We start from the raw sequence: 24,037 nt of genomic DNA, 5'->3' as shown, positions 1-24,037 counted from the left end.
AATGTCTGGATTAATAATAGCAATGATTAATTTAGACATGTTATTGGAAATATAAAGTCAGTACTTCAGTACTTTACTAATTTTCCATCCTTTTTCTCCTTACCGCTATCTATCTACCTCAAACACCGCACAACCAATTGAACTCTTAACTTTCTTCTAATCCTTTCCTCAACAAACAGGATAAATCTGTCAAACCTGAACCTATCCTCATCAATTGTTTGAGGACCTTGTTTTACAATCGTAAAATGCTTTTTCTGAATATAGAGCCATGTATTTCTAAGCAGGAACGATATCAATGCAAAGAAATACCTGAAAGTTACGTTTCTTGTAGATGTTCTGGGTTTAACTATGTTCCTCATCCTGTAAGACGATTCTATCGCAAACCTTCTTCTATAGACCGTGCTAACTTTTCGGGGCTTCCAGTTATGCCCATAAACAACAAAACCAAGGCTCTCACATCCTTTTTTATTCCTTTTACCTTTCATGTACTTGACATCAATAAGATATTTAGCTGAACCTCTTTCTTCTGAGGATTCCTCATAACATATTGTGAATCCCTTGCCTTTCTGCCAATAAGTAGTCGTTTGATCTCGTTTCCTTTTCTAACTGCAGGAGTAATATGGGGAATATTTTTGTTCTGTAAGAACTCAAAGATATCAACAAAACTAAACTCTCTGTCCAAACAAAGAACCTTAATCTTAAGATCAAGGTTCCTTATCAGATCAATGAAATAAGCGATGTAATTGGTCTTTGTTTCACTTCTTTCTACTGGAATAACAGATATAGTGAACCTCTCATTCTTGTTTATAATGGACAATGAAATATATGAATAGAAAGAGTTTGTAGACTTTTTTGCTTGTCCACGTATTACGTAGTTTTCATTGGATGGATTAGTTCCCCCATAATAAGGGTCATTTCTAAAGTCAATAGCAAACTCATACTTTTTCTCAGTCTTTAGAGTACTAATAGGACCTTGAAGTCGGATCTTTGCATTTAACCTGATTAGTTCTTCAAGGTCCAATTTCTGGCGATGATATCTTGTAGATGTTTCACAAGGAAGATCTTGATAGTGTTTTGACATGGAATGAACTGAACTGTTCTCTACAGCCATACATATAGCAGCATAAAACAGGTATTTACATGTAAGTGAACCATTGATATTAATGGCGATATTGTTAGTTAGAGGTTTAAGAACAGCATCAATACATTGGTTTGGTCTTAACTCGACTTTAGAATGGGTGCTTGAATTGAATGCTAGAAATGACATATGGCGGCGTTCCCGCCGCATATAAATCTATCTGAAGGCTTAGATGAACTTAAGTAGTTGAAATTAGCGAAGTACTGAATTTAGTAACGGATGCGGTCCTGCGGAAGGTGACGCTCTATGTTCTGCTTCCGACGCATGATAATGTGTTCTCTGTGGGCTGGAACAAAATTGATACCGATTTTATGAGGACGAACCTTCTCTGGCTACAGATGTCTTTTCTATGTATTAATACGTATAAAATACACGTAAATTGTTGTCCGGCCTCAGAGTAGATTTTGCACAGCATCATTGCACAAAATGACTATCACGTCTCCCTTTAACCGGACTTTGGAACCGGTCTTATCTCACAATGATGAAAACCAGAAAAAATGAAAGCAGAGTGAGAAATCCATTTAAGTGCAACCATCAATCTGACTGTATGAATGATCCACTGTACAGCCTTGCAGACATTGCGCCTACGATCTCAAGGATCCTGTCGATACCCATGGTAGTGCCGGACGGGAATGTGATCAGTGAGATTGGGGACTATGCGATAGAACACGATTGTAAGAGGGTCGTGCTTATCATTGCAGATAGCCTTGGTTTTGCATTGTACCGGAGATTTGAGGATATCATGCCTGCTGCAAGCAGCCTTGCCAGGCATGGGCTGTTGCTGGAATGTTCATCCGTCGGGAGGCATACCTCGCCCTGCATAGCATCCATACTGACAGGCTACCCGCCAGAGCGCCACCATGTCCACAGCACTCAGGACATTTACAGGGTACGTGCAAAGGATCCTGCCCGTCCCAGGATCAAAACGATACTTGAATGGGCTGATGATGCAGGCCTTAAAGCAGCCGTTGTCATCGAATCGGAGGGTGCGCAAACCTTCAGGGGCCGGGTAAAAGAACTGCACGGCATCCCCGACACACTTGACATAGACGATTACGATAGCAGTGCCACCACAAGTGCGATCGGCGCCCTTGGTCAGGATCCCGACCTGCTGGCCGTGCACCTGCGCTCCATTGACAGGCATGCCCATTCTTCCTTGCACGGCAGGGAGCTTAAGGAGGCTGTAAGGAACACAGACACCAGCATCGGCCGGATAGTGGGATCTGCAGGCACAGGTACCCTCTTCCTCATCTGCGGGGGCCATACTATCCACGGCTGGGAAAAATGGAAACCTAAAGCCACCGATGAAGAGATCAGAAACCATGACAAAATGTTGTGGCTCTTATCGCGGGATGTAAATGATGCAAAGGAATCGATCTGGAGTTGCTTTCTATAGTCGTTCAGTCTGCCGTAGGAATACCGAAGCTAATAAGCCGTTTACGGAGAATGTTCATACAGGGGAGAGGATGGATATATGGAAAGAGACAGAAAAGCCTTAAACTGGAAGCACATTCCTGTAATACTTGCCTCGATGTTCCTTTTTTTATTCATAGTATTTGAAGTTTCAGGCGTGATAACTCTTGAGAAGATAAGATATTTTGTTATGGGATCAGGTGCTTTTGCAGCAGCCATAATAATATTCTTCCTGATTGTTGACCTTATTCTCCCAATGCCTTCCACAGTATTAATGACTCTTTCCGGAGCTTTTTATGGATTTTACTCAGGGACGCTGATAAACATCACAGGATCTCTTCTTGCTTCACTGACAGGGTTCGCAATAACAAGAAAACTGGGAAAAACAAAACTCTTTCTCGACAGAACAGAAGAGCGGGCCATGGATGAATGGTTCGTAAAATGGGGGGAAGGAATACTGATCCTTTCAAAAACGGTCCCTATTGTCTCAGAGACTATGGCATGTTTTGCAGGCCTTACAAAAATCTCCGGGAAAAGATTCATTGCCTTAAGCTTATTAGGAATAATTCCTGTTTCGGCTTATTATGCTTATTTCGGAAGCATCTCCCGGAACTTTTCTGAATGGCTGCTTCCTTTGTTTTTCGGGATTGCAATACCCACAACAATATGGAGTATACTAAAAAAATCCAAGGAAAAAACCTGAGATCAATAGTATGGTTCTGCAGATTACCCATTGCGATATGCTTGCAGACCTTCTAGGATTCGATACCGCGTATCCGGCATGCTCTCATGAGCTGCTGGATGTCAAATGATATAAGGGAGTCAGTTTTAAGTTGTTTTCAGAAGAGAACACTCAAACAGGATTCTGCCCCGGCTTCATATCCATCTCGTAGCATTTGAGTCCCGGGCCGCAGACATCATCGAGCTCCCTGAGAATACGGAAACCCAGATTCCTGTAGAGGCGGATGGCTGGCATATTTTCCGTGGACACATAGAGAGAGATGCAACTGACGGAATTCAGCTTCATCTCGCGGATGCCCTTCCGAAGCAGCCTTTCACCAATACCGTGTCCTCTGTACTCGCTGTCAACTGCCAGGGAATAAAGTGTGGCGGTTTTGTAGATGTGCGAATAGGAGAATACAGGTTTCACGAAAAAGACGCAATATCCAACAACTTTGCCCCGGTCAAGGAATGCATAGCATGTCTCGCTGAAAAAGCGGCAGTACATAGTGAACATCCTGTCGTTTATCTCGGTGAAGTTCTCGTGATAGAGTCTCAGGACGCCAGCCATCACGTCACTGTTTATTCTGGTTATGTCAGGATCCGTGGAAGTTCTCCATTTTTTGGTCATCAGGCTGCCAAAAGCCAGCCTTGAGGCCTTCAAAGATTGCCTTTTGCCTGTGCGTACCTTACTGACCAGCTGATCGACCATTTCTACCACAACCCATAAATCCTGTACTTATGCAGGTATCCGTTAGGAAAATTAGTCTGGATACAGGTATGATAAAACAAGTTTGGCACGGAAAAGGTATAAGCCGATTGGAACAAAAATCCGTAAAATATAGCCGGTATTTAAGATCTGCTTACAGGGCCATGCCCTTTGCAGCAGAAAGCCCGGATATCACTCGCCTTCGAGAACGACACCCTGAACGTGCTCAAGCAGGATATCGGAATACAGCAGCTTCTCAATGGTACGCGCAACATATCTCCGATGCTGGTACTTCTGGATGTCCTCGTTCATCCGCAGGTCGGAATCTATCTGGATCCTGATCAATGAAAGACGGAAGGCATCCGGATCTGTGATATCCATGTTATAGAAAGCCTCGATGTAAAAAGGCAGTTTCTGAGGCTGCTCTATCACTTCACACAGCATGAGTGACTCTTCCGGGATAAGCTCTACCGAACTTTCAGGATTCAATTTACCGGTTATCAGCATGAGGGCTTCCAGAGAATATCTCCGGTCCATGATCACTATATGACGGTCTATTCGAACACATCCTTTATGAGTATAGCACAGGAAAGGATAAAGAACCTGTCAGCCCTTATTCCTTCCCGGCAGATCTTTCCATCAGCATCTCCTTGCATTTCTCAAGGTCGGCCGCAGTATTCACATTCAATGCAAGCTCGACATCCTCCAGTATGAGGCTGACGTAGGCCTGCTCCTTTTCCACATCCTTCCCGTCCAGGATATTGACCCCTGCAGGAACTATGAGCTTACCTTCCCAGTTGAAGACCGTATCAGGCCTGATACCAAGGCCTTTGCACACCCATATCGGAGAGAACACGGACATTGCGGGAGTCCCGCAGGTTTCATATTTCTCAATGATGCTCCCTATTATCCCCGGGTTCAGCAGGGGTATGTCAGACATCATGATGAGCACCGGTTCGTTTATGCCCGCATCCTTCACTGCCTGGACCATGTCTGCAACGTAATTGCCTCCGCCGGTATTTATCACTCCCACCCGGCCGTCATAGCGGCTGAGGACAACACCGCCCGTGGCGGGCGTTGCGGGGGAGACAGCAACATGTATCTTCCCCACTTCGGGAGTCTTCTCAAGGGCGTCGATCACATAGGAGATGAGGGGATTTCCAAGGAGTTCCACAGTGGGCTTCTCGCCCATCCCGAGCCTGCTGCCAAAGCCACCGGCCATGATTATCACATCCATCTCAGATACCTCCCAGGCCGTACTTCAGGGCAAGGAACACAGCCACCAGTGCAATGACCCTGCCAGTCTCATTGGATGCGCCTATTATATCACCGTTGACACCGCCAAAGTGTCTGTTGCTTATGTTAATGACCACCAGTGCCGACACTATGGCTGCTACAAATGCCAGGGCGCCCACCAGGGGCAGGCCGATATACCAGAAAGCCAGGGTGCAGGCCACAACTCCCATGGCGAAACCCAGCAGGTATTTCGGAAGGGTGGTGTTCTTCACAAGAATAGAGCCAAGGCCTTCATGTATGGACTTCCCGAATGCAGCGATCGTAAGCATGGACTGCATGGCGCCGACCTCAGCAACGAAGAGCGCGAGGAAAATGACAGTTGCTATGCTTACACCCTCAGGAAGCGTGAACTCACTGGTAAGAAGCGATATAAGGGCTGCATAGAATGCCAGCAGGGTCAGGGCCGCATAGGAGACACCGCCAATCCCCAGGGACATATCCTTGAGCGCCTTGAGCTTCTTCTCACGGGAGCCATGGGCGGTCAGGCCGTCCCCCATATCGGCAATGCCGTCCAGGTGGTTCAGTCCGGTCATGTAATAAACGAACACAATAATGAAAACCGCAGTAAGCTGGGGGGAAAGGAAGGAATGGAGGATAACTGCCGCAGCCCCTATCAGGAGGCCGAGCACTATCCCAACCACTATGTGAAGGTAGGTCCGCTTGAAGAACTCATCAAGACCTTCCATGGTGATCCCCACAGGGATGGTGGAAAGGAAACCGAAACTGGAGCGCAGGGCCAGCAAGAAGTCGTTCATCCTGCGATCACACCGCCCAGGCCGCCGTCATGCCTCTTTTTCTTGCCGGCCATATCCTTCCTGGCAGCCTCTGCCATGCTCCTTGTATACATGCTGGCAGACACGCCGCCTATAAGCCCTCCTATCACATCGTCCATGAAAGGACCAAGCTCGGCAAGAATGCCCGGCTTCTGCTTGTCGAAGCGCACGAACTCGAATATGCCCTTATCACCACTTATGTACTTGGCAATGCTCATACCCAGGACCTCATCCACTATCAGGAAGGTCAGGTCCTTCTCATAGGAGCTCTTGCTTATATTTGGAAGAGTGCCTGCCTCACCCTCCCTCTCAAGCAGCACGCCCGCATAGACAAGCATGCAGAGATTGGGATCGGAAAGGGCTATGTGCAGTTCTTCCAGGAACCTTTCCTCGGCAAGTTCCCTTGTCTCGATACCCGGATGCGGAGCATATAAGGCCAGTGCAGTATCGACAAGCATCTCCACGGTGATACCTTCATCATTCAGGATATCAATGATATCATGGGTGATATCACCCTCCAGCTCCTCAGGCTGTCCTTCCTTGAGGTTTTTAGATTGTATGTCCGATAATTTCATTGCCATCACTTATAGTTATTTAAATAATCCTGTAATCAATTTAACCAAGGATCAGATGTAGATCAGATAGATTACCAATGCTGAAGCACCAACTGCCATAAATGAAGCGGTCAGGATAAGCCGCGAAGCCAGCCAGATGTCCTCTGCCACCGGGTAATCCGTATATCTTTCACCCAGGCGATATGTATTGGGTTTCTCAAGCCTTACTCTCAGGGCGCCCGCAGTGGACGCCATGGGATATCCGGAATTTGGCGATGGGGTCATCAGTCCCTCTGCCAGCCCAAGCCTGAATGCATCCGAAGCACTCAGTTTTTTCCGGTCCCCTGAAAAGATATTGACGATTAGCGCTGAAACGGAGATAAAGATAGGAGATATGCGTGCAGGCAGCCAGTTGAAAACGTCATCCGTCCTTGCCGAGAACCAGCCGAGCTTCAGGTACTTTTCGTTCTTGTAGCCCACCATTGAATCCAGGGTGCTCGCAGCCTTGAAAACATAGGCAGCGATCAGCCCGAAGGGTCCGAAGAAGGCGTAGAACATCAGGGGACTAAGTATGCCGTCCACATAGTTCTCGGATGTCGTCTCGATGATAGCGGAAGATACATGGTTCTCATCCAGCTTCGAGGTATCCCTGCTCACGTACATGGATACTTCCCTGCGTGCTTCATCCAGCTTGCCTGCATCAAGTCTGCTGCTCACCTTGCGCCCGGCCTCGAACAGGCACCTGACCGCGAAAGTCGCCTTGAGGAAGTATGCAGCCACCAGGAGGCGCAGTATCCTTGGCACTGATTCCACGCTAAGGACAAGTAGCACTGCGTAGGCCAGGGCGGATGCAAAGCCGATCGTGAACAGCGCGAGGAATATGCCGTACAGCCTCCTGTTGCTTGCAGGAGCCGCCTCCTTCAGCCTGTGGATGATCCTTCCCATCCAGACCACGGGATGAATGGCAGAGGGAGGCTCGTTGAGCAGGAGGTCATAGGCAAAGGCCATGAGCAGGATGATTATGAGATCCTCTGCCCCCGGCATCACCGGCACTATCATAAACGGCTCCCCATGGCTTTCTTCCAGGCTTCCTTCACGCTTTCCTCACTGATGCCCTTCTCTGTGAGCACAGAGAGCATATCGTCAACTATCTCCGGCCTGTGGACCATCTCACAGTACAGGCAGCTCCATACCTTCCCGCCGGCCGAGCTCTCTACCCACTGGCCGCCTGTGCGCTCGTCCTTGCATGGGTAGAAGGGACAGAAACAGAAAGTGCAGTCCTGACCTTCGAAGTGGCAGGGATAGTAATCGCAGCTGAGGTTGCTGCCAAGCCTTCCGGATTCTGCGGCCTTTGCCAGATTATCATGGAGCGTGGAATCAGCCTTATCGCTGCCCCATTCCGAGACCACCAGCCGGATAGTATCAACTATGCGCTTGTTCTCCTCCCTGGTCCTGACAGCTACCCTGATATGGTCCTTCCCGGACTCCTGGAAAGAACTGCAGTCGCGGATGAGCACACCATGGGCGGCCAGGCGCTCGGTCAGTTCCGTGGAATCCATTGAGAAACCGGAGATATCCACATAAATGTAGTTCACAGTGCTCTCGATCGGCTTGAAGCCCCGGCGGTTAAGCTTCTGCATCAGGTAGTCCCGTTCTCCCCTGATGAAATCCCTGGAATCCTTCAGGTATTTACTGTTCACGCCACCTTCCATATTGAGAAGGGCGGTTGCCACCGTGTCGGCTATGCAGCCAAGGTTCCACGAGAGCCTTGCATTGTCAAGCACCTTTGCAAGCCTGGTGCCTGCGATTCCGAAACCCATCCTGATCCCGGGAATCGCGAAAGCTTTGGTGAGGGAGCGCTGTATGAATAAATACTCATTGCCCTCGACCATGTCTGCCACGCTCTGGGAGGGATCAGCGAGCTCTATGAAAGCCTCGTCAAGGAAAAGGATGGTCCTATGGCGGGCGCACTTATCAGCAATGGCTTTCACCTGCTCCCGGTTGAGGAGCCGCCCGGTTGGATTATTGGGATTGCAGACAAATATCATCTTTGCTTCATCAAGCACACTGCCGTCAAGCTGCAGCAGATCTTCCTGCCGGATGTACCTGATCGTCGCACCAAGCACCTTGCACTGGACCTCATATTCGCTGAAAGTGGGCTGCGGTATAAGTACGACATCCCCCTTCCCGATGACACATTCCGCAACAAGCCGGATAATCTCCGTAGAGCCGTTGCCCGGGATTATGTTCTCAGGCCTTGTGCCCAGGCCTGTGAACCTTGCTGCAGCCTCCTTGAACTCAAGATAGCGGTTATCAGGATACTGTTCCATTTTCTCAAGGCCTTTATCCAGCAGGTTCCGGAGTACAAGGCCTGTATAAGGGTACTCGAAGGGAGTACCGAAGGGGTTCAGGCTTGCACTGGCATCAAGGATCTCACTCTCCGGAATTGCGTATTTCTGGGAGTTTTTTCTTATAAGTCCACCGTGAGCACTGGGCTCGAACTTTAACAGATGCTCTTTTACCGGAAGAGATGGCGTATTTTCTGTCACAACGATCACAAACCCTACTATATGAACCTGATTTTAACTCATTGTTTTTTATAAACCTTCATAATCGCAATTCGGTGATCTCCCCGCAATTTAAAGAAGGGGCATGACCACCTCTGCCCATGCTTTGCGGATATTCTCATCCGTATCTCCGTCCTCCATGAGGACATCCAGTATCTTCTCCGCCACCTGTGGCTGGTGAAGCAGTGTGCAATGCTCACAGCTCCATACTTTGCCGCCGGTTGCACTGTCTATCCATTTCCCGCCTGTCCTCTCGTCATTGCATGCATAGAAGGGACAGAAGCAAAAGGTACAGTCCTGACCAAGGAAATGGCAGGGATAGTATCCGCATGTTCCTCTGGTCGCAGCGATCCTCTCAGGACCTTGTTCAAGGGTCTCCTCAAGCTTTTCCCTGGCCTCTTCACGGCTTGACTCAGCGTAGACCTCGTCCAGCCTGGAGATCAGTTTCTCGAAATCATCCCTTGAGCGTACCGATATCCGTATAAAGTGCTTTTGCCCTTCAAAGAAATCGCTGCATTCCCTGACAAGGATCCCGCGGGATGCAAAACACTTTGTGAAGCGTTCCGAATCCATGAAATGCTCTTCCATGTTCACCAGGATGAAGTTGGCACTGCTTTTGAGAGGATTAAAGCCGTACAGGGATGAAAGGCGATCACTGATATACTGGCGCTCCTCCCGGATAAAATTACGCGACCTGACAAGGTAGTCGCTGTTCGCACCGCCCTCCATGCCAAGAACAGCCCCGGCAATCTCTTCAGTGACCGCTCCGATATTCCAGGAAAGCCTTGCAGCGTTCAGTCGTGAAGCCATGGGAACGGATGTAACAGCATAGGAGAACCTGATACCCGGGAGGGAGAAAGCGTTCACTATGGAACGGGTCACTAATAGATGATCGTTGTTCGCAGCAAGGTCTGCAACGCTCTGCGAGGGATCCGACAGCTCTATGAATGACTCGTCAACCACAAGCAGCGTTCCCTGTTCTGCACACCTTAGGGCAAATTCACGGATCCTGTCCCTTGATACCAGTTCACCTGTGGGATTATTGGGATTGGAGAAAAAGATCACTTTCGCCTTCTCAAGCGTCCTCTTTGGCAGATGGAGCATCTCATGCAGCCGGATCTTATGAGGCACGGCACCGAGGGCCTCACAGGTACGGTAGTATTCGGCAGCACAGGGCATCGGGACTATGACCATGTCCCCCTCCTCAGCGACAGATTCAAGTACGAGCCTGAACAATTCGCATGAACCGTTGCCGGGCACTATATTGTCCGGTCCGGCACCGCTTCCGATAAAACTGGAGGCTGCAGACCTTAGTTCGAGATACCTGTTGTCCGGGTATTGTTCCAGCTTCCTCACTGCTTTTTCCAGGATAGCAACCATATCAAGGCCGCTTCTCTCATACCTGAAGGGGCTTCCCAGGGGATTCAGGCTCACACTGAAATCAAGAATATCTGATTCCGGGATTTCCTCACCTCCGGTAAGCTGACCAGCCTGCCCTCCGCGCATACAGGGAGATAAATCCAGTAGATAGTGTTTAAAAGGAAACCGGTTTTCATCTTCAGACACAATAATCAACAACTGTTTACGCACAGGACATATATTAAGGTATTCAAGTTCAGTTGTGCACTTAACCAAATGGCATGAATTGCCTTGATTTGAGAGGATGGCTTGCCGGGAAGAAATTATTCTCACTATAGATAAATTAATAAAGCCAGCTCACCAAGCTAAAAGTGCCTGCTATAGGGACATGCAATAAAAGGTACTTTATACGGAAGAGGAACAAAAATGGCAGATGAGATTGATTACAATATAATCGGAAATGATATGCAGCTTGTAGAGATAGAGCTCGACCCAGGAGAATCCGTAAGGGCAGAGGCCGGTGCTATGATGTACATGGGGCCTGGCATAAAAATGGAGACTTCCACAGGAGGAGGACTTTTCAAAGGATTGAAAAGAGCACTGTCAGGCGAGAGTTTCTTCATTACAAGCTACGTGCACGAGGGATCAGGAAAAGGATATGTTGCTTTCGGAGCACCATACCCGGGAAAGATAATACCCCTTGACCTGAAGGCCCTTGGAGGGCGCTTCCTGTGCCAGAAAGACTCCTTCCTGTGCGCTGCAAAGGGTGTGGATATAGAAGTGGCGCTGACCAAGAAGATAGGAGCCGGCCTTTTCGGAGGCGAGGGATTCATACTCCAGAGGCTCACAGGTGACGGGCTCGCCTTTGTGCACGCCGGCGGGACCATCATCAAGAAAGAACTTAAGGCGGGCGAGATCATCAGGGTCGATACGGGATGTATAGTAGCATTCGACGAACATGTGGACTATAACATCCAGCTGGTCGGCGGATTCAAGAATGCCCTCTTCGGAGGAGAAGGGCTGGTGCTTGCGACCCTGAAAGGTCCTGGAACAGTTTACCTGCAGAGCCTTCCGTTCTCGCGTCTTGCAGACAGGATAGTGGCCGCAGCAAACTTCCAGCGCAGGGACGAGTCCAGGGGAGGCCTGGGCGGGCTGATCGGAGGAGACAATTCCTTCTGAAGATAAACTTCTTCTATTGAAAGGACAGAGGCTGGCTTATGAGATTATTCGCAATCGCAGACCCGCATGGTAACTATTCCGCCATCCTGCCCCTGCTTGAAAAGGCAGGGATCATAGATGCAGTGCTTATCGCAGGAGATATCACCAATTTTGGACCTCCGGAGAAAGCTTCGGAACTTATCGGGATGTTCAGCCAGAAAATAATGGCCGTACCCGGGAACTGTGATCCCCTGTCGATGGCACAGTTCCTTGATAGTTCCTGTGCCAGCCTCCATGATAAAGTGGAAAACTTCAAAGGCATCACTTTTGCAGGGTTCGGCGGGTCGAACCCAACACCCTTCTGCACACCCTTTGAGATAGAGGAGTGCGATATCGGAGAACGGCTTGATCAGCTCATGCATGACGCACTGAGAATGCAGCAGCCTGTCGTGCTCCTTACCCACGCCCCTCCTTACGGGGTCCTTGATACCGTTGGCGAGAACCATGTAGGCTGCAGGTCGCTGGCCAGATACCTGGGCAGGGTCAGCCTGATAGTATGCGGGCACATCCACGAGGCAAGAGGGATCAGGGAACAGAACGGGACCATAGTTATCAACCCCGGGATGGCAGCATCCGGATATGCAGCCCTGATCGACATAGAAAACCTTCTCCACGCCGAAGAGAGACCAAGGATAGATATCAGGCTCATAAAAGCCTGACAGGAAACTATTATACCCCAAAAAACATATTATAACTGAGGTAATGTCATGAATCTGAAAATCATTGCTGTATTTCTGATATTATTCTCCCTTCTTGTTGCAGGCTGTACGTCAGATAATGGTCAGGACGATACGGACGAGAACATTTCCGAGGGAGAACAAAATGAAACTGTAGATGAAGGTACTCCGGCCGATGGAAATGAAACACCGGTAACGGATGAGGAAACTCCTGCAGTTGACAACGAATCCCCGACAAACGGAAGCAGCGGAGGAGTTACCGTTATTCCGTCCACCGGACCAAGTACGTATACCGTGAATCTTGAGAACTTCCTCGCACTTCCCGCGAACCTGACTATCAACGAAGGAGATACGGTCGTGTGGTTCAACAGGAACAGTCCCACAAGGAACTTCGTGCTCATAAGCAACGAGGACCTATGGGAAGATCAGACGATCGGATACAGGGGAAGACATGTATACACTTTCAACGAGACCGGGACCTACACTTATAAGATCCAGGGCTTTGAAGAAAGGATGAAGGGAACCATTAACGTTATATAACAAAGTATCTTCTGGGTACCGGATGAATATAAGGGCTGTCAGAGAGGGTGAAACTGAAGTACTCGTTCCAGTTCATTTGGAAGATGTCTCTTTTCCACCCTCCCAGGCTCCTGTTTTTTACAATCCCGCCATGGAACTCAACCGGGACATTTCCGTGGCTGCTACGGCTGCTTTCGTGAAGGAGCTCTCTGCACGCCGTAATATGGCGCTTTCCGATATAACCTACGTCGATGCGCTTTCAGCCTCAGGTATACGAGGACTGAGAATCGCTAACGAGACTGGCATCCACGCAACCCTGAACGACTGGAGTGAGGACGCTTACCAGCTTATAAGGCAGAACATAGGACACCTTGGCCTTGAAGACAGGGTCGAGGCGACCCGCAGGAATGCCAATGTACTGCTGCATGAGAACAGGTACAACATTGTTGACATTGACCCGTTCGGGACACCTGCACCCTTCCTGGCTGCTGCAGCACGTTCTGCAGTACACCTGCTTGAGGTCACTGCCACGGATACCGCCCCTTTGTGTGGCGCACACCTGCACTCAGGCATTCGCAAGTACTCTGCTGTCCCCTTCAACAACGAATATCATAGCGAGATGGGAGTACGCATCCTGCTGGGAAAGATAACCAGGGAGCTCTCTGTCAATGACAGGGCCATGAGCCCTCTGCTGTCACATGCAACACGCCACTATGTGCGTACCTATCTTAAGATAGACAAGGGGGCAAAGAGAACTGACAGCATGCTGGAGCAGCTGGGATACATTGCCCATTGCCCGTCCTGCGGTTCGAGGCAGGCCTTTTCAGGGATAGCCCTGTTCATTCCGAAGGAGTGCACGCGCTGTTCTTCGGAAAGGATCCTTGCAGGGCCTCTGTGGCTTGGGAGCCTGCACCAGCCTGAATTCTGCAACATGGTCCTGAATGAGATAGAGAACCGTAACCTGGGCACAAAGGAGCAGGCAAGGAAGCTGATAGAGCTGTGCAGGGACGAGCTTGATGTCCCGATGTTCTACGACCAGCACATCATCTGTAAAAGGATAGGAGTCTCACCTTCTGAGATCGAAGGCTTTCTTACCGCGTTGAGAGACAGGGGATTCGCCGCATCAAGGACACATTTCAGCGGGACCTCGTTTAAGACAGACGCAGACATCGGTAAGATAGAGGATATATTGTTCTCACTCCGATAAGCATATATACTATTTTCCCAGTAATGATATATACATTAATATATAATATATGACCTAATAATAGGCATTATATTCATAGGCTCCTATCTTGGGCTTGCAGGGGATATTGATGACAAAGGAATATGCAGAACAACTTTTTTTACAGGAGAAACCCGTACTTGCACTTCTTGCTATCTGGTCTTTCCAGAAGACCTATGCGTCGGTAATAACCAAAGAGATCAATTCGACATTTGCCCATACCACCAAGATACTCTCAAAGATGGAGGAGCACGATCTGGTAAGATTCTCCATTGAGGGACGGGTTAAATATGTGGAGCTGACAGAGCACGGCTACAAGGTGGTGGATGCGCTGAAGGACCTTATAATAGCCCTTGAAGGAGAGATGGCTGAAAGCCTCGAGGAGGAAATGGAAGAGCAGAAAGCTGCGCCTGCTTTCAATCCCGGCTCCCTCGAGGACAGGATATCAAGACTGCACGATAACATAAGTTCTGTGTTCGAGGAGACAAAATACAACGGTGCAGACCCTGATTCCGTGAGGAGGAAGATCGGTCCTTTCAGCAGGGACATCCAGCTTCTTATCAATAGTATCGAGCAGTACCAGGATGAGCTTGACGACGCATCACTGGACAGGCTGTCCCGGATACAGGACATATTCGATACTGTTATGAAGCAGAAAGTGGAATCCGGGTAATGATGACAAAGACCCGATTATTGATAAAGATCTATGGCACCAGGGAGCGTGCCATCCATGCTGCGCAGATCCTGCTGGATAACGACCTCAAGGAACTTGATGCAGAAGTCACTTTTCTGGCATCGGAAGATGGCTGGCTCACACTGGAGATAAGCGGAGAGGATGAAGAGTTCGCCGCCAACTTCCTTGCCGGCAAGCATGGTTCCCCATTAAAGGAACTGAAAAAAGGCGAGCTCTGTAAAGGCGTTGTAAGTTCCATTGAGAGCGATCGCATCATTATTGATGTAGGAGTACCTGTTGCCGTCATGCAGGCCAGCCTTGCATCACTGGGTACAGGAGAAGCGAAACAGGTAGCCTCCCGCTTTGGGATCATAACCCACCTGCCCATGGAGATAGAAATAGAGGACCCGCAGAAGTCTACAGGCCGCCTGTCCAAGAGGCAGCTTGATACCCTCTGGGGATGGAAGAAGTCAGGCTACGACCACGTGACAGCCAATTCCGTAACAAGGTCAGAGCTAAAGGCAGCCATCAAGAAGACGGGTCACGCAAGAGACATATTTGGTATCGAGCGCCTTGGCTTAATGGAGCACCTGATAACGTGCCGCCAGGGGACAGACGGCCCCGGCATTGTTGCAGCTATTGGCAGGCATGTAAAAGGGGAACTGGGCGTGATCAGGGCGGCCTGATTCAGCGCCTGACAAAAAAGCATGCTTCACAGCCCTGGGTACAGTCAGAGACAACTTCCATGGTGCATTCCACCTCGAACTTGTCACTTAAAACCCCTTCAAAAACACCCTGCACAAAAGAACAGAGCACTTTGGCTTTTATAGGTAGTGACCTGCAATCAAAAAAATCATAGACAGCTATCTTAAGCGGATCCTTCTCGATAACTGCAAACCTCCCTATGTTGTTCTTTTCCCAGAACAGCATCATTTCCTCGAACAGGTCGTCAGGATGATTGGAAATGAGGTTATTGGAAAGGCTCCTTCCCACATCCCTGCCAATGTCCCGCATTATGGGGTTGCAATTGATACCGTGAGCGAGAAAACCATATTGTACGGCATAGAAAACGCATTTGAGGCTGCCATACCTTTCAATATCACTGGAGGCGATGATATCCAGCATGTCGCTGTAGTATCTTACACCAGGTTCCTGAGAACATGCCAGGTAATGACATTTCAATGAATAGATCTTCTTACGCCTGTCATCGGGGTCTATCTGCTCCTCAAGAAGATTACACGATTTTAAGTCTTTGAGATGGACGGATATGGTTGCTTTTGCCTTCCCGGTATGGGCGACAATCTCATCGAAAGACCTGGAGCCCGTTTTTAAGAAATCCAGTATCTTTATTTTGACAGAACCGTTCAATGCAATGAAACCAGCTTCTGTGGAAAAAATAGCAGTACTGTCTCCATTATTCATGTAGTACCTAATTAATAAACAATCTATATAAATGTTCGCTGATGAACGAATAAAAATGAGGCATCGTAAACTATTTGAGCCGGAATCCCAGTTGCACAGGTAAGATATGAATCACAGGAAAGCTGTCATTGTCCCGGTTTCACAGGCAGAGGCCCTGAGGAGTGAACTCCTGGGCAAGGGAATGCTGGACCATAGCAGGAAGATAAAGGTCAGCAGCACCCTTGGAGAGGAATTTCTGGAGATCCCTGTGACCGGAGAGATCGCCTGCATGGAAACCATTGAGCAGCCAGACCCCGAGTATTATATCAGGCAGCATTCCCTTAGAGACCTCCTTAAGGGTACCATCCCGGAAAATGACCTCGCCCTTGTTCCTTCCGGCTGGCATGTCCTGGGGAAAATAATCATTGTCAGTATCGATGAGCGCATCGAGGGACATAGGCAGTCCATAGCCAGTAAACTGCTTGGGATATATCCCCAGTGCCATACGGTGATCCGGGACCGCGGGATAGAGGGACAGTTCAGGCAGCCCCAAAGGGAGATACTGCTGGGCACATCCACAGAGACCACCCATAAAGAGAACGGCTGCCTTTTCAGGCTCGATGTCACAAAGGTGATGTTCTCAAAGGGCAACCTCTACGAAAAGAAGCTGATGAGCACCGTGGGCTCCGGGGAGTTCATCGTGGACATGTTCGCAGGAATAGGCTATTTTACCATACCTATCGCGGTCCATGCAAAACCCGCAAAGATATACGCAATAGAGATAAACCCCGAGTCCTTCACATACTTGCAGGAGAACATCCGGCTGAACAAGGTCGGGCACATCGTGGAAGCAATGAACGGGGACTGTGCAGTGCTCACGCCGCAGGGAATCGCCGACAGGGTGCTCATGGGATATGTCGGCACAACCCATGAGTATCTTGAATATGGGATAAGGGCGATCAAGAGCACCGGAGGCATGCTGCATTATCATGAGACCACACCGGAGCCACTGATCTATGACAGACCGATAGCCAGGATAACGGAAGCAGCGCTGCGCGAGGGCAGGCAGGTGGATATCAGGGAATGCAGGAAAGTGAAGAAATACTCTCCGGGCGTCTGGCACGTGGTTGTGGACGCGTGGATATATTGATGTGAGAAAGAGGTTATGCAGAAAACCTGTCTATTAGCGTATCAAAAATACTAGAAGGCAATTATTAAGGAAATGAAAGAATCAGTTGAATGAGGGGATTAATCCCTTCAAATCTCAATTAAGGAATATCCAGAATTAGCTACAATCAATTAATTTGTGTAAGGACATGTTCTTGTCGCAATACACAGGATTACTTCTTTTTAGGTAGGATTTACGCTTTTTCTTTGTTCTTAGTGAATACTAGTATCTACAATGACAACTGGTAAAAGCCAAACAGAAGAAATTGAAGGCGCAACAGGAAGATGAGGAGGAGTATTTCAAAGATGGCGGCTGGAATATGGATGATTACAAATGGATGGAGAAAATGAATGAAGAGAAAAGGTTCTAAATCACCTTAAGATATTATTTATTTTACAATCAACTAGATACAAAGTGATAAAACAGTTAACGTTAATCCAAGTATCTTATAGCTGCAGATTGAATTCTGTTTAAGCTTAACAGTAATCGAGCTCACGTCATGCAATAAATAATATTTTCCATACTGGTATTATGGGGATGTGAAAGGAATTCGAGAGCTCTCTCATGAACAGTGGAGGTTGATTAAACCATATATGCCACTACAACCTATTGGCGGAAGAAAGAGAGTAGTATTTTCCGAACAGGTGAGAGAGGAATTTATCTGCAAGTGGCTTAAACAGGATTAATGTGAAACCTTTTCTCGACATATAGTCTAATCACACTACTTTTTTGCTAAAGTCACTCTAATCTATAGCAGGTTTTTCCTATTGCTTATTGTCAGGCGTTTGTGCCTTCGGCACAGTCACGGTGACGAATGAACATAAAGCATGGAGGTGAGGGCGCACTGATGTAATAATTGATGTTGGATCAATAGCTGTTTAACAAAAAAGTGAGAAAAGATAATCAGAATGCAATGGATATTGTGGGCATTCCATCAGGTTACACGAGAGTTGACAATATCAGATATCAGCTGCATTATATCTGTTCTGGTAACAGGCTGCAGATGGATTAGAAGTAGATATGAAAGACTTAATGTCGACAATGTTTAAAGGATTTCTGACATTACATGTTTCATCGTTTTAGAAGATAAGTAAACAGTGTGCTAGAGTTTTTGTTAATTCCACATAATTCTCCTGCGAGTCGATCTTCAGTGTACTCAGATATTCCCATACCTACACGTATAAAAGCCCCACAAACGAATTATATGGATTTACTAAGGCTATCGCTAAGTGTCCTTGGCGGAGTAAAATCCCTCATTTCCGGCAGTTTAAAAGTCCCGGCTTTGTAGAGCTTGTTCTCAAGAATAATCTACGTTTCTTTCCTGTTCTGAATAAATAATAATATCTACAGTGAACACTGGTAAATCCACTTGAATCAATAGCATTAGCTTCTATCCTTTCCCCATGGCAATAGAAGAAATTAAGTGTTTACTTTATCATCCATTCAAATAAACAAAATTAATTTTTCTAATGAATTTATCAAGCATAATATAGTGTGGAACTTGTTTTAATCCGATTTTGGATCTTACTTTATCCGTCAGTTCTACAAGTTCAGCGATACTTCTGTAGTATGTGTTCATATGCTCTTTCAACAAAACCAAGATCAATAGTTGATGCTGCACATAAGTCCTCTTGGAATACTTGCAACTGTAAATCTGTAAATGTGAGTTTCCTGATATAGCGCTAGCTGTATCAACAAACTTTAAGTACTTGTTACTCAAAACACTAATCATCCCCTTTGTGTTTTCCGTAGCAAGTAACACTTTGGGGATTTATCATTTTTAAAGTAACAAGTAATTTTCAGCAGGAAATAGGTTTTCTACAGAGCCGATAAAGCAGGCAAATATAATTTGCACGGAGAATTCTATGAAGATGGACATGGAGGTTTTGTTGGTATTGTACTCATTGATGGAAAAGAATGCCTGATTGGTCTCCTTGGCGACTCAATGAGCATGTATGAAAGTGCAACTCCAATAGTTGAAATAAAAGCCAGCAAGTTCTTGACAGTTCCTCAAAGAAGCCAATGGGAATTATATTGGGATGGCCATAGTTATGATGCTGCAAGTCGAGCATGTGGAGAAACCAGTGCTGCAATGCTTGAAGAGTATTGGTCTGGAAACTATCCTGATATATGGGAAATCTGGATGTACAATGGATATGATAACATGAACGCAGCCGAGGCACAGGCTTACCTATCTGACCAAGGTGTCTATCTACAAAGAGGAACAAGATCGGGAACAGTGTCTTACACCATTGGCCAGATTAAGAACATGATTGATTCAGGAAGACCGTTCTTCCTGACAGAAGAAAGCCAATGGGGAGCCTGCCACGCAGTAGCCCTCAGAGGATACTACGATGCACTTATCGACCCATACTTCAAACTGAACGATCCAAACACTTTGTCCGGAACAAACACTATGTACTGGTATAATACAGATAATACACTCTTCAATTACGAAGAAAATGTCTACCAATATGTTTGTTCAAGTGACACCACTTCAACAGGGTATTCCTTCCTAGGGTAAGATAAAATAGAAAATTGAGTGAACCTAATAAAAAAAGGTTCACTTTTCATTTAAGACGAAAATCTTGTTTTTGTATGATAAATTATTTATATTTACAGAGTTTTTGCTACAATTGGAGAAAATATGATAAAATCGATAAAAGAAATCATAATAGCTTTAGCTACTATAACAGGAACAATAACAACATATCATTTTCTTACGATTTCTACAAACACACTAGCTTTTCTTTTCATGTACCTTCCCTATTTGCTAAGGCCCCCGTTTGTGATGCTCTCTCCAGGAATCCTTGCAGCAATAATATATGGACGATTCTACCCGAATACTGCAAAAATGATAATGATCGCAATAATCACAAGTATAGCATGGATCTTCTGGTTCTCTGCCATTTATCCGGCATTGATGTTGGATTGAACTGAATAAAGATACGCAATTCTCGATCTCCGGACCAGGTAATCCATCTGGACCACATGCTATAGAGTAAAGCCCTCTCAGGTCACCGGTTAGCTCATTTTCCGTCACTGACCGAAGATTGCAAGAAAATGGTCAGTTGTCTGCTGACCAAAATAACAAGGAGTTTCCTGCTCGCATGTTACGATCAAACCTCCAATTCATCATCTCTTTCTATATTGATATCTTAACTGAAAAAGCTGATAATCCCTTCTAATTTTCAGTATACTCCACAAAAATCGAATGCTAACCGTAAAGTAATCGTCAAGTAAAAAGAGATAATCGTCAATACTTTCCAGTATTGTTCCCAGAAAGCCAGCATTAATCATTTGATAATACCCAAGGATTACCAGAGCAAGTTGAGATTTATCACAAACCTTGCGATATTTTACTTGTTTACACACGAATCATATCTTAATTCATCGATGCGTTCCCCTCTCCGTTTTCAATTTTCGACACAGAGTTTCCACCCGTGTAGTAGAAGACTGAGTTTTTGTCAATTCAACTCTATACAACAAACAGTTAAAAATTATTCTATGCCTATGTTTTTGTTCACGCGTTTATTCCAGAGTTTATAGGAATTTGCCATTTTTGCCAGACATCCCAGATTGTATGCGAAAAAATACTGAGAAAAGCATACCCTACTTTTTAGTCAATCTTTTTTATGATGTTTGACTGAGAAAATACTCTGCAAATCTACACCATCTAAAATAAGAGGATGTGATAAAAATCAGTATACAACTTAGTAATTTAAACAAGAATGTTGTGGTTAAATGATGTGACTTTACTCAAACAGGCAATTCTATCACACGGGTGGGAAACTCTGCTCCAAAATACCAGTTTTGTTTTTAGGGTTCTGTAGAAATCCTCAACATTCATGCAATAATTAGATCTAATAGTTATTTTGAAGTATTTGCAGAATCCATGCTCAGTTATCTCAAAAATGTGCATTTGACAAATATATGTATCCTGCACTGCTCTTTTTACAATCGATTATAGAGAGTTCAAAAACAAGCAGGTATAAAAAAATATCAACCTATCAACAAGAGCCCTGTCTACGTGACAGGCTGAAGCACAACCATACAACAGATACCACAATGATATGCATTCTTCACATTTTATTGATACCCTGAAAAACTTTTCTTGTTGATAGAAATCATATCCTTTTACTTAAAAGAAACATTGTTTAGAAATTTTAATATGCACCTTAAAGCCATTATGACTCAGCAAAATTATTTGGTGGTACATAAATGAAAAAATATATCATTCTAATAGCCGTGCTTCTCTCTTTGTGTGGGATGGCCAATGCAATGGAAATAGTGGGTCCCAGTGTAATTCACTCCGGAGAGACATTTACAGTACATGTCAGAGAAGGTTTTGCAATTCCAGAAGGTGAAACCCTCGTAATAGAAGCCGGTGGTACTCTTATTATTGAATATGCTCCTCTAATTGATGGTGATTATAGTGGTATCATAGATGGTTCTGGCCAGATTGATAACTCTGGCTTTATAAAAAACTCCGGCGATTTATATGTCCATATTAATAATTTCGGACGTATAAATAATTCTGGTACATTGCATAATAGTGTGATAACAGTGACATCATCATCAACACTGGCAATATTTGAGGTGAGAACAGCATCGATAACTCTGGTATTATCGAAAACTCCGGCGATCTCATTTTTGGGCGCACCTTGAACTCAGGTACGATTAATAATTCTAGCAGTATACACAATTATTACCCTATTAACAATACAGGCACTATGGTCAATTCCGGCTATTTCTTTAATGAGTGGATACTTGATAACTTTGGTAAATTCTCCAATTCAGGGAGTATGGACTCTCTTAATACTTATATTAATAACTTTGGTAATTTTGATAATTCAGGCAGTATTTATGCTCTTTCTGATGTTGAGATTATCAATTCTGGAACACTTACTAATTCAGGTAGATTTGAACTAGCCCTTTGGTGTTTTATTACCAATTCTGGAACAATCGATAACTCCGGCATGGTTTTCAGTAACTATGGACATATTTATAATGAAAATGAAGGTATTATCAATAATGCCGGAACACTTTCAGGTATTGAGCGGGAGGATTATGAGGGCGATTTTTTCATTAACAACGCTGGTACCATCAACAACTGTACAACAGGCATTATTACTGGACTCTTAATAGGCAATCCCGTAAAAACAGTAACCTGTACAGGTGAGAATGTTCCAGTCACATCTATTACTGTCACGGGAGCAGCAACCACTGTTGAGAATGGAAAAACGCTGCAGATGACTGCAACAATAATACCGGCGGATGCAACTAACAAAGATGTAACATGGTCAGTAGTGGCTGGTACGTGTAATGCAACTGTAAATCAGGCAGGGCTCCTGACCGGAACAAAGGCAGGGACTGTGACCGTCAAAGCAACATCCAAGGATGGTTCAGGGGTACAAAGTTCCTCAGCAGTTACAGTAATCGAAATACCCGTAACAGGTATTTCATTATTAGAGGCAACAACCACTGTCGAGACTGGAAAGACGCTACAGATGATTGCAACCATATACCCGGAGAATGCTACCAATAAGAATGTTATATGGTCCGTTGAAACTATTACAGAGGATGCTGTCATCAGCGAGACCGGACTGCTGACAGGAAAAGCAGCAGGGAATGTGACTGTAAGGGTCACATCTGTGGCGAACTCAAATGTGAAAGATTCACTCAATATCACAGTAACTGCAGCCAGAACCTCATCTTCCAAAAGTGGAGGTGGCGGTGGTGGCAGTGGAGGAAGCGGTTCCAGTGGTGAGAAGACCCAGAACATTGCATTGAAGGATGTCAGTTCGATATTTGTAGGAAAGGGCTCTGTCAAGTTTGATTTCAAGGATGCTGACAATGATATTCAGTATATCGAGTACACCTCCCTGAAGAACTCAGGCACGATAACAGCAACTGTAGAAATACTGAAAGATAAGTCCACCTTTGCAGCCTCTTCCCCGGAGGGAGTCATTTACAGGCATATTAACATCTGGCTGGGTAAAACAGGGTATGCCACAGAGACGAACATAGAAAATCCTGTCATTGGGTTCAAAGTTGACAGGAACTGGATAAACGACAAGGGCATAAACCCTGCCCCAGTTGTCCTTAACAGATATAGTGATGGCAAGTGGAACGCACTTTCTACCACGCAGACAGGAAATAATGCGAACTACTACTTCTATCAAGCCGAAACACCCGGCTTTTCGCCATTCGCCATCACAGGAGTGAATCTGGATGAAACAGCATTGCGCAGTACATCCAATGTTACATTCACTGCGGATGAAAGTAAGAGCTCAGTCGGAAATGAGGCTCAGGCAGAAAACAGCCTGCGCGGTCTTTCGGTCACTGTAACACTGCTGATAGTATCGATTGCCTGCTTCCTGAAGAGGAAGCAGTGACTTTTTTTAAGATGGTGCATTGCAGAATAGTATACTCTTTTCGCAAAGGAAGAAGGATTCTGTTAAGATGTTGCCATCAGGCAAACATAATTCGTTCAATTCCCATTGATATGGGTTATGTTTTTTCCTGCTCATATATCTCAATCAGAATTACCTGGATAGAATCCCTTAAACCAATCAGCCGATTGCCAACAACATCCCACACAATTTCATAATCGATTCCGAAATA

At 46.0% G+C, this 24,037-nt stretch carries 22 protein-coding genes and 2 pseudogenes; 13 read left to right on the top strand and 11 right to left on the bottom strand.

Annotated elements, in window-relative coordinates:
- Positions 1-113 precede the first annotated feature (113 nt).
- A pseudogene (locus PV02_RS10380) lies at positions 114-1,267 on the bottom strand (ISH3 family transposase).
- Positions 1,268-1,685: 418 nt separating this feature from the next.
- Here PV02_RS10380 and PV02_RS10375 point away from each other — a divergent pair.
- The gene (locus tag PV02_RS10375) at positions 1,686-2,534 is read left to right on the top strand and encodes an alkaline phosphatase family protein (protein WP_256623348.1); all 849 of its coding nucleotides are present in this window, start codon (positions 1,686-1,688) and stop codon (positions 2,532-2,534) included.
- 78 nt (positions 2,535-2,612) lie between these two features.
- Positions 2,613-3,254, top strand: a complete 642-nt coding sequence (locus PV02_RS10370; RefSeq protein WP_256623347.1) for a TVP38/TMEM64 family protein — start codon at positions 2,613-2,615, stop codon at positions 3,252-3,254.
- Positions 3,255-3,404: 150 nt separating this feature from the next.
- Here the strand turns inward: PV02_RS10370 and PV02_RS10365 are convergent, their stop codons facing one another.
- From PV02_RS10365 to PV02_RS10330, 8 genes are all read right to left on the bottom strand, one after another.
- The gene (locus PV02_RS10365; protein WP_256623346.1) at positions 3,405-3,983 is read right to left on the bottom strand and encodes a GNAT family N-acetyltransferase; all 579 of its coding nucleotides are present in this window, start codon (positions 3,981-3,983) and stop codon (positions 3,405-3,407) included.
- A gap of 189 nt (positions 3,984-4,172) precedes the next feature.
- Positions 4,173-4,517 carry a hypothetical protein gene (locus PV02_RS10360; protein ID WP_256623648.1) on the bottom strand — a complete coding sequence of 115 codons (345 nt, stop codon included), beginning with the start codon at positions 4,515-4,517 and terminating at the stop codon, positions 4,173-4,175.
- Positions 4,518-4,593: 76 nt separating this feature from the next.
- Entirely contained in the window at positions 4,594-5,217 is a 624-nt protein-coding gene (locus PV02_RS10355; protein WP_256623345.1) for an NTP transferase domain-containing protein, read from the bottom strand.
- A 1-nt stretch (position 5,218) separates the two neighbouring features.
- Positions 5,219-6,031 (bottom strand): adenosylcobinamide-GDP ribazoletransferase, encoded by an 813-nt coding sequence (gene cobS, locus PV02_RS10350; RefSeq protein WP_256623344.1) that lies wholly within the window; start codon positions 6,029-6,031, stop codon positions 5,219-5,221.
- A complete protein-coding gene (gene cobZ, locus PV02_RS10345; protein WP_256623343.1) occupies positions 6,028-6,624 on the bottom strand; it encodes an alpha-ribazole phosphatase CobZ in 597 nt (198 codons plus the stop codon). Before cobZ ends, cobS begins: the two co-directional genes overlap by 4 nt.
- A 51-nt stretch (positions 6,625-6,675) precedes the next feature.
- Positions 6,676-7,662 (bottom strand): cobalamin biosynthesis protein, encoded by a 987-nt coding sequence (locus PV02_RS10340; RefSeq protein ID WP_256623342.1) that lies wholly within the window; start codon positions 7,660-7,662, stop codon positions 6,676-6,678.
- The gene (gene cobD, locus PV02_RS10335) at positions 7,659-9,152 is read right to left on the bottom strand and encodes a threonine-phosphate decarboxylase CobD (RefSeq protein ID WP_256623341.1); all 1,494 of its coding nucleotides are present in this window, start codon (positions 9,150-9,152) and stop codon (positions 7,659-7,661) included. The genes PV02_RS10340 and cobD overlap by 4 nt, the downstream gene beginning before the upstream one ends.
- 90 nt (positions 9,153-9,242) lie before the next feature.
- The gene (locus PV02_RS10330; RefSeq protein ID WP_256623340.1) at positions 9,243-10,676 is read right to left on the bottom strand and encodes an aminotransferase class I/II-fold pyridoxal phosphate-dependent enzyme; all 1,434 of its coding nucleotides are present in this window, start codon (positions 10,674-10,676) and stop codon (positions 9,243-9,245) included.
- A 279-nt stretch (positions 10,677-10,955) separates the two neighbouring features.
- On the opposite strand from PV02_RS10330, the gene PV02_RS10325 reads away from it, so the two are divergent.
- From PV02_RS10325 to PV02_RS10300, 6 genes are all read left to right on the top strand, one after another.
- Complete coding sequence (locus PV02_RS10325) at positions 10,956-11,708, top strand: TIGR00266 family protein (RefSeq protein ID WP_256623339.1); 753 nt, start codon at positions 10,956-10,958, stop codon at positions 11,706-11,708.
- A gap of 38 nt (positions 11,709-11,746) precedes the next feature.
- A complete protein-coding gene (locus PV02_RS10320) occupies positions 11,747-12,406 on the top strand; it encodes a metallophosphoesterase family protein (RefSeq protein WP_256623338.1) in 660 nt (219 codons plus the stop codon).
- Between the two features lie 48 nt (positions 12,407-12,454).
- Positions 12,455-12,964 carry a cupredoxin domain-containing protein gene (locus tag PV02_RS10315; protein WP_256623337.1) on the top strand — a complete coding sequence of 170 codons (510 nt, stop codon included), beginning with the start codon at positions 12,455-12,457 and terminating at the stop codon, positions 12,962-12,964.
- 22 nt (positions 12,965-12,986) lie between these two features.
- Positions 12,987-14,150: a tRNA (guanine(10)-N(2))-dimethyltransferase gene (locus PV02_RS10310; RefSeq protein WP_256623336.1), complete on the top strand. Its 1,164-nt coding sequence runs from the start codon at positions 12,987-12,989 to the stop codon at positions 14,148-14,150.
- 109 nt (positions 14,151-14,259) lie between these two features.
- Positions 14,260-14,841, top strand: coding sequence for a MarR family transcriptional regulator (locus PV02_RS10305; RefSeq protein ID WP_256623335.1), 582 nt, complete (start codon positions 14,260-14,262; stop codon positions 14,839-14,841).
- Positions 14,841-15,527, top strand: coding sequence for a DUF2110 family protein (locus PV02_RS10300; RefSeq protein ID WP_256623334.1), 687 nt, complete (start codon positions 14,841-14,843; stop codon positions 15,525-15,527). Before PV02_RS10305 ends, PV02_RS10300 begins: the two co-directional genes overlap by 1 nt.
- Position 15,528: 1 nt before the next feature.
- Here the strand turns inward: PV02_RS10300 and msvR are convergent, their stop codons facing one another.
- A complete protein-coding gene (msvR, locus tag PV02_RS10295; RefSeq protein ID WP_256623333.1) occupies positions 15,529-16,263 on the bottom strand; it encodes a transcriptional factor MsvR in 735 nt (244 codons plus the stop codon).
- A 106-nt stretch (positions 16,264-16,369) separates the two neighbouring features.
- Between msvR and PV02_RS10290 the strand changes: the two genes are divergently transcribed.
- The gene (locus tag PV02_RS10290) at positions 16,370-17,392 is read left to right on the top strand and encodes a class I SAM-dependent methyltransferase (protein ID WP_256623332.1); all 1,023 of its coding nucleotides are present in this window, start codon (positions 16,370-16,372) and stop codon (positions 17,390-17,392) included.
- A 1,307-nt stretch (positions 17,393-18,699) separates the two neighbouring features.
- Here the strand turns inward: PV02_RS10290 and PV02_RS10285 are convergent.
- Positions 18,700-19,142, bottom strand: a pseudogene (locus tag PV02_RS10285) (IS5/IS1182 family transposase); the annotation flags it as partial.
- 117 nt (positions 19,143-19,259) lie between these two features.
- Here PV02_RS10285 and PV02_RS10280 point away from each other — a divergent pair.
- The 4 genes from PV02_RS10280 (at position 19,260) to PV02_RS10265 (ending at position 23,808) form a co-directional block, all read left to right on the top strand.
- Positions 19,260-19,934: a C39 family peptidase gene (locus tag PV02_RS10280; RefSeq protein ID WP_256623331.1), complete on the top strand. Its 675-nt coding sequence runs from the start codon at positions 19,260-19,262 to the stop codon at positions 19,932-19,934.
- 123 nt (positions 19,935-20,057) lie between these two features.
- Positions 20,058-20,345: a hypothetical protein gene (locus tag PV02_RS10275; protein WP_256623330.1), complete on the top strand. Its 288-nt coding sequence runs from the start codon at positions 20,058-20,060 to the stop codon at positions 20,343-20,345.
- Positions 20,346-21,631: 1,286 nt separating this feature from the next.
- Positions 21,632-22,078 carry a hypothetical protein gene (locus PV02_RS10270; RefSeq protein ID WP_256623329.1) on the top strand — a complete coding sequence of 149 codons (447 nt, stop codon included), beginning with the start codon at positions 21,632-21,634 and terminating at the stop codon, positions 22,076-22,078.
- A 65-nt stretch (positions 22,079-22,143) separates the two neighbouring features.
- On the top strand, positions 22,144-23,808 hold the full coding sequence (locus PV02_RS10265) for a PGF-pre-PGF domain-containing protein (protein ID WP_256623328.1): 1,665 nt from the start codon (positions 22,144-22,146) through the stop codon (positions 23,806-23,808).
- The last annotated feature ends 229 nt before the right edge of the window (positions 23,809-24,037 follow it).

The sequence above is a fragment of the Methanolobus chelungpuianus genome (assembly GCF_024500045.1).
GTDB classification, from domain to species: domain Archaea; phylum Halobacteriota; class Methanosarcinia; order Methanosarcinales; family Methanosarcinaceae; genus Methanolobus; species Methanolobus chelungpuianus.
This window is presented reverse-complemented; position numbering and strand designations above follow the sequence as displayed.